This window comes from Tardiphaga sp., from assembly GCF_025356345.1.
In the GTDB taxonomy this organism is placed as follows: domain Bacteria; phylum Pseudomonadota; class Alphaproteobacteria; order Rhizobiales; family Xanthobacteraceae; genus Tardiphaga.
Map to the genome: position 1 here is coordinate 17290 of NZ_JANXTC010000185.1, position 9962 is coordinate 27251.

Annotated in this window: 11 protein-coding genes; 4 read left to right on the forward strand and 7 right to left on the reverse strand. The window is 66.8% G+C overall.

What is annotated here, in order from left to right:
- Nucleotides 1-59: 59 nt before the first annotated feature.
- From Q0S16_RS10890 to Q0S16_RS10900, 3 genes are all read right to left on the reverse strand, one after another.
- Nucleotides 60-1364, reverse strand: a complete 1305-nt coding sequence (locus Q0S16_RS10890; RefSeq protein WP_295848068.1) for an HlyC/CorC family transporter — start codon at nt 1362-1364, stop codon at nt 60-62.
- A gap of 65 nt (nt 1365-1429) precedes the next feature.
- On the reverse strand, nt 1430-2578 hold the full coding sequence (gene aroB, locus Q0S16_RS10895) for a 3-dehydroquinate synthase (protein WP_295848071.1): 1149 nt from the start codon (nt 2576-2578) through the stop codon (nt 1430-1432).
- Complete coding sequence (locus tag Q0S16_RS10900) at nt 2575-3216, reverse strand: shikimate kinase (RefSeq protein ID WP_295848072.1); 642 nt, start codon at nt 3214-3216, stop codon at nt 2575-2577. The genes aroB and Q0S16_RS10900 overlap by 4 nt, the downstream gene beginning before the upstream one ends.
- 198 nt (nt 3217-3414) lie before the next feature.
- Between Q0S16_RS10900 and Q0S16_RS10905 the strand changes: the two genes are divergently transcribed.
- Complete coding sequence (locus tag Q0S16_RS10905; RefSeq protein ID WP_295848074.1) at nt 3415-3561, forward strand: histidine kinase; 147 nt, start codon at nt 3415-3417, stop codon at nt 3559-3561.
- A 207-nt stretch (nt 3562-3768) separates the two neighbouring features.
- On the forward strand, nt 3769-4719 hold the full coding sequence (xerD, locus tag Q0S16_RS10910; RefSeq protein WP_295848076.1) for a site-specific tyrosine recombinase XerD: 951 nt from the start codon (nt 3769-3771) through the stop codon (nt 4717-4719).
- A 170-nt stretch (nt 4720-4889) separates the two neighbouring features.
- On the opposite strand, the gene Q0S16_RS10915 is transcribed toward xerD, so the two are convergent.
- Nucleotides 4890-5666, reverse strand: coding sequence for a methyltransferase domain-containing protein (locus Q0S16_RS10915; protein WP_295848078.1), 777 nt, complete (start codon nt 5664-5666; stop codon nt 4890-4892).
- 109 nt (nt 5667-5775) lie between these two features.
- Between Q0S16_RS10915 and gloB the strand changes: the two genes are divergently transcribed.
- Nucleotides 5776-6543, forward strand: coding sequence for a hydroxyacylglutathione hydrolase (gene gloB / locus Q0S16_RS10920; protein ID WP_295848080.1), 768 nt, complete (start codon nt 5776-5778; stop codon nt 6541-6543).
- Nucleotides 6540-6968, forward strand: coding sequence for a cupin domain-containing protein (locus Q0S16_RS10925; RefSeq protein WP_295848082.1), 429 nt, complete (start codon nt 6540-6542; stop codon nt 6966-6968). Before gloB ends, Q0S16_RS10925 begins: the two co-directional genes overlap by 4 nt.
- Nucleotides 6969-6988: 20 nt before the next feature.
- On the opposite strand, the gene Q0S16_RS10930 is transcribed toward Q0S16_RS10925, so the two are convergent.
- The 3 genes from Q0S16_RS10930 to Q0S16_RS10940 form a co-directional block, all read right to left on the reverse strand.
- Nucleotides 6989-7858, reverse strand: a complete 870-nt coding sequence (locus Q0S16_RS10930) for an EamA family transporter (RefSeq protein ID WP_295848085.1) — start codon at nt 7856-7858, stop codon at nt 6989-6991.
- 135 nt (nt 7859-7993) lie between these two features.
- Nucleotides 7994-8719 carry an acetoacetyl-CoA reductase gene (gene phbB, locus Q0S16_RS10935; protein ID WP_295848087.1) on the reverse strand — a complete coding sequence of 242 codons (726 nt, stop codon included), beginning with the start codon at nt 8717-8719 and terminating at the stop codon, nt 7994-7996.
- A gap of 155 nt (nt 8720-8874) precedes the next feature.
- Nucleotides 8875-9962: acetyl-CoA C-acetyltransferase (locus tag Q0S16_RS10940; RefSeq protein WP_295848089.1), on the reverse strand; the 1088-nt coding region annotated here is incomplete at its 5' end.

The following is a 9962-nucleotide window of genomic DNA, read 5'->3' on the forward strand; positions in this document are numbered from 1 at the left end:
CCTTGTGGAGGCGCAATGCACCGCGTCCGGGACACGATTCAAGCAAACCGGATCTGACTCTAGAATGCCGTGCCCGCTCTTGGCTTCTTGCCGAGCGGCTCCGGCTCTTTCGGCACCGGGCCGATCCGCAGCGCGGTGATGCGGTTGCGTTCGCGGCGCAGCACGCGGAAGCGGAAGCCGTGGAACGTAAAACTCTGGCCGCGCTCCGGGATCGAGCGCGCCTCGTGGATCACCAGGCCGGCGACGGTGGTGGCTTCGGCGTCGGGCAGGTGCCAGTCCAGCGCGCGGTTGAGGTCGCGGATTGGTACCGAGCCATCGACCACCACCGAGCCGTCGGACTGCGCGCGGACGCCGGCGACCACCACGTCATGCTCGTCGGAAATGTCGCCGACGATCTCCTCGAGAATATCCTCCAGCGTTACCATGCCTTCGACTTCGCCATATTCGTCGACCACCAGCGCGAAATGGGTCTTGCGACGGCGGAACGCCTTCAACTGATCCGACACCGGGCGCATCTCCGGCACGAACCATGGCGGCAGCGCGATGGTGGAGACGTCGATCTTGCTCATGTCGCCTTCGCTGGCGCGGATCGCGCGCAGCAAGTCCTTGGCATGCAGCACGCCGACGATGTTTTCCGGCTTGTCGCGCCACAGCGGGATCCGCGTGTATTCGGTGGCCAGCACCTCGCGCACCAGTTCCTCGGAGGGCAGGTCGGCATTGATCATCACCATCTCGGTGCGGTGGACCATGACGTCGGAGACCTGCAGCTCGTTGAGGTCGAGCAGGCCACCCAGCATGTCGCGGTCCTGCTTCTCGACGCCGCCCTCCTGATGGATCAGGTCGACGGCGCTGCGCAGCCGCTCGGTCGGCGACAGGATCGGCTGGTTGTGGCCGAGCGGAATCCCGACCAGCCGCATCAACACGCGGACAATGGCCTCGATCAGCATCAGCAGCGGCGCCAGGAAGATCACCATCACCATCATCGGCCGCGCCACCAGCAGCGACACCCGGTCCGGCGCGTTGATGGCGACGGTCTTCGGCAGCACCTCGGCGAAGATCACCACCAGCACCGTCATCACGCCGGTGGCGTAGAGCACGCCGACATCGCCGAACCAGGCGGTGAACAGCCCGGTCGCCAGCGCCGAGGCGGCGATATTGGAGATGTTGTTGCCGAGCAGCAGCGCGCCGATCATCCGCCCGCGCATCGCGAACAGGCCGGTGACCACGCCGGCTTCGCGATTGCCCTGTTTCGACAGCCGCAACATGCTGGCGCGCGACGCGGCGGTGAGCGCGGTTTCGCTGGCGGAGAAGAACGCGGATACCAGCAGGCAGCCGAGCACGATGACGCAGGTGATCCAGTCCATAGTCGATCCATTCCGTTGTCGGGCAGGGGCCGGCGCATGCAGGCGTCAACGGTCCCGGCGTGACGCTATAGGGGCGTGGCGAGTTGGCGCGCGAGGAAATCGTGCACGACGGCCGGCTCGACGTCGGGGGCGATGATCGCCTGTCCTACCGCTCGCAGCAGGATAAAGGTCAGTCTGCCGCGCTTCACCTTCTTGTCCTGCGCCATCAGCCCCATCAGCGTGTCGGCGTCGGCGAGGCCTTCCTGAGCAAAGCCGGCGATGTCCCGCAGGCTGGTCGGCAGGCCGGCCTCGGCGAGATGTTGTTTGACCCGCGTGGCATCCGACTCGGCGATCAGGCCAAGCTGCGCGGAGAGCTGCGCCGCCAGCACCATGCCGACCGCGACGCCTTCGCCGTGAAACAGCCGGTCGGAGAAGCCGGTGACGGCCTCCAGCGCGTGACCGAAGGTGTGGCCGAGATTGAGCAGCGCGCGCTCGCCATTCTCGCGCTCGTCGCGGGCGACGATCGCTGCCTTGGCGCGGCACGAGGTGGCGATGGCGTGTTCGCGGGCGGCGCCGCCGCGCACGATCTCGGTATGGTTGGCCTCCAGCCAGGCGAAGAACGCGGCGTCGCCGAGCACGCCGTATTTCGCCACTTCGGCGTAGCCGGAGCGGAACTGGCGCGGCGACAGCGTGTCGAGCACCGCGGTGTCGGCGACCACCAAAAGAGGTTGATGAAACGCGCCGAGCAGGTTCTTGCCCTTTGGCGAATTGATGCCGGTCTTGCCGCCGACCGAGGAATCCACCTGCGCCAGCAGCGAGGTCGGCACCTGCACGAAATCGACGCCACGGCGCAGGATCGCGGCGGCAAAGCCGGCGAGATCCCCGACCACGCCGCCGCCCAGCGCGATCACCAGATCATTGCGCTCGATCTTCGCCGCGATCAGCGCCTCGGAGACCTTTTCGAGGCCGGCATAGGTTTTCGAGCCCTCGCCGTCCTCGACAATGAAATGCGAGGTCGGGATGCCGGCCTCGGCCAGCGAGGCTTCGGTGGCCGCCAGCCAATGCGTCGATACCGTGCGGTCGGTGATGATCGCGGTACGCACGCCGGGGCGCAGCGCGGCGATCCGCGCGCCCAGCGACGGCAGCACGTCGCGGCCGATGATGATGTCGTAGGCGCGCTCGCCCAGCGCCACCTCGACCGTGATCGGGGCGGAATGTTGCAATGGCGCGGTCATAGGATCGGGCTCAAGGGATCGCCTGTCGGTTCGGAGATGGCGGAGGCCGGGCGCGGCCGGAACAAATGCTCGTGCAGCGCGATGACGCCTTCGTCGACGATTTTCTCGTGCGGCACGTCGCGGGAATCCAGCGTGATGTCGGTCTGCGCGTAGAACGGATGCCGCAGTTCGATCAGCCGGGCGATCACCGCGGAGGGATCATCCGCCTTCAGCAGCGGCCGGTCGGCGCGCCGCCGCACCCGTCGCAGGATCACGTCGGCATCGGCCTTCAGCCACATCGAGATGGCGCGGTCGCGGATCCGGTCGCGAGTTTCCTCGCGCATGAAAGCGCCGCCGCCGGTCGCCAGCAGGATCGGGCCGCTCTCCAGCAGGCGCGCGATCACCCGGGCCTCGCCGTCGCGGAAATGCGGCTCGCCATGGACCTCGAAAATATCCGGGATCGACATGCCGGCGGCGGCCTCGATCTCATTGTCGGCATCGACGAAGGGCAGCCGCAGCCGCTGTGCCATGCGCCGGCCGATGGTCGACTTGCCCGCACCCATCATACCGACCAGCACGACCGAGCGCTTGCCAAGGGCCGCGACGATCGCGGCCTCCTGGGTCGCGCTGGCACTGGCCGGCGAGATGGTCTCGGACATTAAAACACCTGCGACGGGTTAGGGCGGAACGGGAAGGCCATGGCGGTAGAAGTGGTGATGTTGCAAAGGATTGCCGCATTTGGGCCACCTATACTACCCCCATCGCCGGCGTTGCCAGCGACTCGTGTAATCTGTATCCGAACAGGGGCGGTGTCCGGCGGGATGGCCGCGTGGCCCCTGACCGCTTTCGAGTTCCCGATGCCCACCCTGTTCCGCTTTCTGACGGTCGTCGCGGTGATCGCCGGGGTCGTCTATGGCGTGATCTTCGCGCTGGCCAATTTCGTCAATCCAAAACCCCGGGAAATGACCGTCACCATCCAGCCCGACAAGTTTCTCAAGAAATAGGGGATAGGTTGGAAGGTAGACGGATGGATTCGTGTCCCGGACGCAGTGCAGGGCGCCGCCGCCAGGCGGCGTAGTGCACCGCGGAGCCGGGACCGCCAAAAACGACAGCGTTTGCTATGGTTCCGGCTCTGCGGAGCAGCGTTTCACGCTGCACGGCGTCCGGGACAAGATGTTTTGATTTTGGCGCATCAAATTTGGGCCGCGACCATGACCACTTCCTCAGACGCCCGTCTTTCCAGCCTGTTCCTCGACATGCTGGCCGCCGAACAGGGCGCCGGGGTCAATACGCTCGATGCCTATCGCCGCGATCTCGAGGATTTTTCGGAGTTTGCCGGCCACGCCAGATCGGGTTTCGCCACCGCCGACACCCAGTTGCTGCGCGATTACCTCGAGGATCTCGATGCGCGCGGCTTCAAGTCGACCACGGTGGCGCGTCGGCTGTCGGCGCTGCGGCATCTGTTCCGCTTCCTGCTCAACGAGCGGCTGCGCCCCGACGATCCCGCCGCCATCCTGTCTGGCCCGAAGCGCGGCCGCGGCCTGCCGAAGGTGCTGTCGATCGGCGATGTCGACCGCATGCTGGCCCATGCCAGGGCGCTGGCGGTGAAGGACGGGACCCCGGCGCCGCGGCGGCTGCGCGACGCCCGGCTCTACTGCCTGCTCGAGGTGCTCTACGCCACCGGGTTGCGCGTTTCCGAGCTGGTGTCGCTGCCGCTGACCGCGGCGCGACACGACGCCCGCATGATCGTGGTGCGCGGCAAGGGCAACAAGGAGCGCATGGTGCCGCTCAACGACAGCGCCAAGCAGGCGATGGCGGAATATCTCGAGGCCACCGCGGCGCTGCGGCGCGAGGCCGGCAAGGGCGCGGTGTCGAAATGGCTGTTTCCATCATTCGGCGAAAGCGGCCATCTGACGCGGCAGCATTTTGCCCGCGACCTCAAGGAGCTCGCCGCCGCCTCCGGCATCGCGCCGCATCTGGTCAGCCCGCATGTGCTGCGCCATGCCTTCGCCAGCCACCTGCTGCACAACGGCGCCGACCTGCGCATCGTGCAGACGCTGCTCGGCCACACCGATATCTCGACGACGCAGATCTACACCCATGTGGTGGAAGAGCGGCTGAAAAGCCTGGTCCGCGACCTGCATCCGTTGGCGGAGAAGTAATTTTACGTGTCCCGGACGCCGTGCATTGCTCCGCCTCCTGGCGGCGTCGCGCACGGCAGAGCCGGCACCGCCCAAATCGCCGGCGCCCGTGACGGTCCCGGCTCCGCGGAGCGGCACAAGCCGCGCGAAGCTTCGCTTCGCTAGGCCGCGCCGCGTCCGGGACACAGGGCTCACTGCCGCTGCGGCTTGGCGTCCGGCATCTCGTCTTCCTCGCTCCGCTGCCGCGCCGACGGCACCAGCACCGGCTGCAGCGCCGGCATCAGCCGTGAGCGTTCGCGCTTGGCCGGAATCGCCCGGTAGACCTGTTTGGTGGCCTCGACGATATGGACGCCGGCGAAGGGCAGCGCCAGCGCCGCGCCGACCTTCTCCCACGCCATCGCCGAGCGCAGGAACCAGCCGACGCCGAACGGCGGCATGAACAATGCCTCGCTCCATGAGGTCGGCGTGAACCAGGTCTGCCGCAGCAGCTGCGTGATCTGGCTGCGCGAATACGGCCGGCCATGGCCGAACGGGGTGTGGTCGGTGCGGGTCCAGACGCCGCGGCGGTTCGGAATGATCGCCAGCACCCGGCCGGACGGCGCCAGCACCCGCCAGATCTCGCGCAGCAAGCCTTCGGGATCGTCGGACATTTCCAGCGCATGGACGAGAATGATGCGATCAACCGCGGCATCCGGCAGCGGCAGCGAGAACTCGTCGACCAGCGTCGCCAGCGTCGGCTTCGCCGTCGGCCATTTCAGCACGCCCTGCGCCGCCGGCATGAAGGCGATGCAGCGCTCGCTGTTCTCCCGAAACAGGCCGAGATAAGGCGTCGGGTAGCCCAGCCCGAGCACGCGCTGGCCCTGGGCGTTCGGCCAATGGGCGTGGATCGCGCGGTTGATCAGTCGCCGAGCCACGATGCCGAGGCGGCGCGAATAGAAGTCCCGGAGGTCGATCACGTCGATAGTCATGGCGCGTTCTACCATGTCGGCGGACGCCGGGATGCCCCGAATATCGCATTGCCGGGGCAGGCTTAACGCCATATGTCACAGACTGCGTCGACGACTACCTGGAGATCTCATGGCCGCCGAAATTCGCCTGTTCCCCTGCCTCTCCGACAATTTCGGCTATCTGATCCACGACCCGCAGAGCGGCGCCACCGCTTCGATCGACGCGCCCGATGCCAGACCGATCATCGAGGTGCTGCGGCGCGAAGGCTGGAAGCTCACCGATATCCTGATCACCCATCACCACGCCGACCATGTCGGCGGCGTCAAGGAGCTGAAGCAGACCTATGACTGCCGGGTCACCGCGCCGCACGACCAGAAGGTCGCGATCCAGGACGTCGACATTCGCGTCGGCGAGGATGATTTCGTGCAGGTCGGCGCGCTGATCGCCCGCGTGCTGGAAACCCCGGGCCATACGCTCGACCACGTCTCCTATGTGTTCGACAGCGAGCGCGCGCTGTTCGCCGCCGACACGCTGTTTTCGATCGGCTGCGGCCGGGTGTTCGAAGGTACCTATCCGATGATGTGGCAGTCGCTGCTTCGGCTGCGCGAACTGCCGGATGATTTCCGTCTGTATTGCGGCCACGAATACACCGCCGCCAACGTCAAATTCGCGCTCGGCATCGAGCCCCACAACGAGGCGCTGAAGGCACGCGCCGAGGAAGTGACGCGGCTGCGCGCCGCCGGCAAGCCGACCATTCCGGTGCTGCTCGGCGACGAGAAGAAAACCAATTTGTTCCTGCGCGCCGATGATCCGGCGGTCGCCGCCGCGGTGCGGCTGAAGGGATTCAGCGCCGACGACGTGTTCGCCGAATTGCGCGAGCGCAAAAACAAGTCATGACCGAAACCGCCGCCGCGATCATCGCGCGACTGGAGCTGCGGCCACATCCGGAAGGCGGGCATTATCGCGAGACGTTTCGCGATGTCCGGGTCGATGCCGACGGGCGGTCGCTGTCCACCGCGATCTACTTCCTGCTGCGGCGGGGCGAGCGCTCGCACTGGCACCGCATCGACGCGGTCGAGATCTGGCACTGGCACGCCGGCAGCCCGTTATTGCTGGAGATCGCCGATGCCAATGGCGTCCGCACCCTCCGGCTCGGCTCCGACCTCGCCGCCGGCGAACAACCGCAGGGCATCGTGCCGCCGCACGCCTGGCAGGCGGCGGCGAGCACCGGCGACTGGACGCTGGTCGGCTGCACCGTGGCGCCGGGTTTTGATTTTGCGACGTTTGAACTGGCGCCGCGGGGCTGGATGCCGAAGCAGTAGGGAAGGTTACGCGCTGCGCGCTAACCCGCCCCGCGGCCTGACACCATGTCCTTCGCCGCGATCAACCCGCCGCCGGCGATCAGCGCGGCGGCGAGCGCGATGTGGGCGCTGGGCTGGGTATAGCCGGCGAGGATGAGAAACCCGGTCGACAGCAGCGGCGTGGCGTAGGAGGCGGCGCCCAGCACGCGGATATCGCCGCGCTTCATGCCGACGTCCCAGGCAAAGAACGCCGCGCCGACCGGGCCGAGGCCAAGGGCTGCGATCGCCACCCAGGCCAGCGGCCCCGCCGGCCACACCGGCAGTTCGCAGGCGCGATGCACGAGGAAGGCGAGCACGGCCGTGACAGCGCAATAGAACGCGACCGCGTCGGTCGGCACGTCCTTGAAGCGCCGCGACAGCACCGAATAGCCGGCCCAGACGAAGGCGGCGGCGAGCGCGGCCAGATAGCCGGCGAAGGCGGCCGAACTCATTGTCAGTTCGATCTGGCCGGCCAGCAGCAGGATCGTGCCGGCCAGCCCGAGCAGCGCGCCGACCACATGATGCGGGCGCAGCCGCTCGCCCGGCAGCAGCGCGGAGAACAAGACGATCAGCAGCGGCCACAGATAGTTCAGCAACCCGGCTTCGGCCGGCGGCGCCAGCCGCAGCGCCACGAAATACAGCGCGTGATAGCCGAACAACCCGCCGATGCCGACCAGCGCGGCGGGCCATCGCTGCTTCCAGGCCCGCCATGCGCGCGGTCGCACCGCAAGACTGGCCACCGCGCCGATCGCAAAGCTCATCGCCATCAGCTGGAATGGCGGGATCAGCCCGGTCGCCACCGTCATCACCGACAGCAGCGACCACATCAGGATGGCGGTGAGCCCGATCAGGGTGGCGGCGCGGGCAGTCATGAAACCATAACTGTCATTCCGGGGCGGGAGCAGCGCCAGCTGCGAGCGAACCCGGAATCCCGAGTTGGTATGAAAAGCCCGGAATTCCGGGTTCGCGGTCGGCTGGCGCCGCCCGCGCCCCGGAATGACACGTCGTCACGCGTGATATTGCCCGCCATTCACCGTCAGCGTCGAGCCGGTGATGAAGCCGGCCTCGTCGGCGGCGAGGAAGATCACGGTGCGGGCGATTTCCTCGGGTTCGCCGAGCCGGCCGACCGGAATCTGCGGCAGGATGTTCTTCTCGAGCACGTCCTTCGGCACCGCCTGCACCATCTCGGTGTTGATGTAGCCGGGGCATATCACATTGACGGTGATGCCGAGCTTGGCGTTTTCCAGCGCCAGCGCCTTGGTGAAGCCGAGATCGCCGGCCTTGGCCGCTGAATAATTGACCTGGCCGAACTGGCCCTTCTGGCCGTTGATCGAGGAGATGTTGATGACGCGCCCGAATTTTCGCGCGCGCATGCCTTCGATCACCGGCCGCGTCATGTTGAACAGCGAGCCGAGATTGGTGTTGACCACCAGATTCCACTGCTCCGCGGTCATCTTGTGAAACGCGCCGTCCTTGGTGATGCCGGCATTGTTGACCAGCACCTCGACCGGGCCGAGATCGGCTTCGACTTTCTTCACGCCCTCGGCGCAGGCCTCGAATGAACTGACGTCCCATTTGTAGACGGGAATACCAGTTTCGCCGTTGAATTTTTCCGCCGCCGCGTCGTTGCCGGCATAGCAGGCGGCAACGCTGTAACCGGCGGTCTTCAACGCCTTGCTGATGGCGGCGCCGATGCCGCGTGTTCCCCCGGTAACCAATGCCACACGTGCCATGCTCAATGCCTCCCTCGCTCTTGATTTTATAGTAGCGAATTAATCCGGCCGTGCGAGCCACATCAAGTAAAAATGCCCGGCGCGAGGCGCCGGGCATGTTTATCAGTGTGCAGTGCAATCGCGAGCCGATGTTTTCGCCACGCAACGCCGCGAGTTTAGTCGCGCGCGAGGCACATCGCGATGCCCATGCCGCCGCCGATACACAGAGTCGCAAGGGCCTTCTTGGCGTCGCGCTTCTGCATCTCGTGCAGCAGCGTCACCAGCACGCGCGCGCCCGACGCGCCGACCGGGTGACCGATCGCGATGGCGCCGCCATTGACGTTGACCTTGGTGGGATCCCAGCCGAGGTCCTTGTTGACGGCGCAGGCCTGCGCCGCGAAGGCTTCGTTGGCCTCGATCAGATCGAGATCATTGATGGTCCAGCCGGCCTTCTTCAGCGCCGCGCGCGACGCCGGGATCGGCCCGGTGCCCATCACTTTCGGATCGACGCCGGCCTGGCCCCACGACACGATGCGGGCGAGCGGGGTGAGGCCCTCCTTGGCGGCCTGCTTCGCGGTCATCAGCACCACGGCCGCGGCGCCGTCATTGATGCCGGAGGCGGAGCCGGCGGTCACGGTGCCGTCCTTCTCGAAGGCCGGCTTCAGCTTGGCCATCGCCTCGACGGTGGCGCCGTGGCGCGGATATTCATCATCGCTGACGATGATGTCGCCCTTGCGCGACTTGACGGTGACCGGAACGATCTCCTGGGTGAATCGGCCGGCCTTCTGCGCCGCCTCCGCCTTGTTCTGCGAGTGTACCGCGAACTCGTCCTGCTGCTGGCGCGTGATCTGGTACTGCTTGGCGACGTTCTCGGCGGTGTTGCCCATGTGATAGCCGTTGAAGGCATCCCACAGCCCGTCCTTGATCATGGTGTCGATGAATTCCACCGGACCCATCTTGACGCCGCCACGCAGATATTGCGCGTGCGGCGCCATGCTCATGGATTCCTGGCCGCCGGCGACGACGATCTCGGAGTCGCCATTGCGCAGCGCCTGATAGCCCAGCGCCACGGTGCGCAGACCCGAACCGCAGAGTTGATTGACGCCCCAGGCCGGGCTTTCCACCGGAATGCCGGCGGCGATCGAGGCCTGGCGGGCGGGGTTCTGGCCCTGTGCCGCGGTCAGGATCTGACCCATGATCACCTCGGAAACCCGCGCCGGCTCGATGCCCGCGCGCTCCAGCGCGGCCTTGATGGCGATGGCGC

Excerpts from the sequence above, each read along its gene's own strand:
- Q0S16_RS10890 (WP_295848068.1), bottom strand. The coding sequence starts at position 1,364 with ATGGACTGGATCACCTGCGTCATCGTGCTCGGCTGCCTGCTGGTATCC.
- aroB (WP_295848071.1), bottom strand. The coding sequence starts at position 2,578 with ATGACCGCGCCATTGCAACATTCCGCCCCGATCACGGTCGAGGTGGCG.
- Q0S16_RS10900 (WP_295848072.1), bottom strand. The coding sequence starts at position 3,216 with ATGTCCGAGACCATCTCGCCGGCCAGTGCCAGCGCGACCCAGGAGGCC.
- Q0S16_RS10905 (WP_295848074.1), top strand. The coding sequence starts at position 3,415 with ATGCCCACCCTGTTCCGCTTTCTGACGGTCGTCGCGGTGATCGCCGGG.
- xerD (WP_295848076.1), top strand. The coding sequence starts at position 3,769 with ATGACCACTTCCTCAGACGCCCGTCTTTCCAGCCTGTTCCTCGACATG.
- Q0S16_RS10915 (WP_295848078.1), bottom strand. The coding sequence starts at position 5,666 with ATGACTATCGACGTGATCGACCTCCGGGACTTCTATTCGCGCCGCCTC.
- gloB (WP_295848080.1), top strand. The coding sequence starts at position 5,776 with ATGGCCGCCGAAATTCGCCTGTTCCCCTGCCTCTCCGACAATTTCGGC.
- Q0S16_RS10925 (WP_295848082.1), top strand. The coding sequence starts at position 6,540 with ATGACCGAAACCGCCGCCGCGATCATCGCGCGACTGGAGCTGCGGCCA.
- Q0S16_RS10930 (WP_295848085.1), bottom strand. The coding sequence starts at position 7,858 with ATGACTGCCCGCGCCGCCACCCTGATCGGGCTCACCGCCATCCTGATG.
- phbB (WP_295848087.1), bottom strand. The coding sequence starts at position 8,719 with ATGGCACGTGTGGCATTGGTTACCGGGGGAACACGCGGCATCGGCGCC.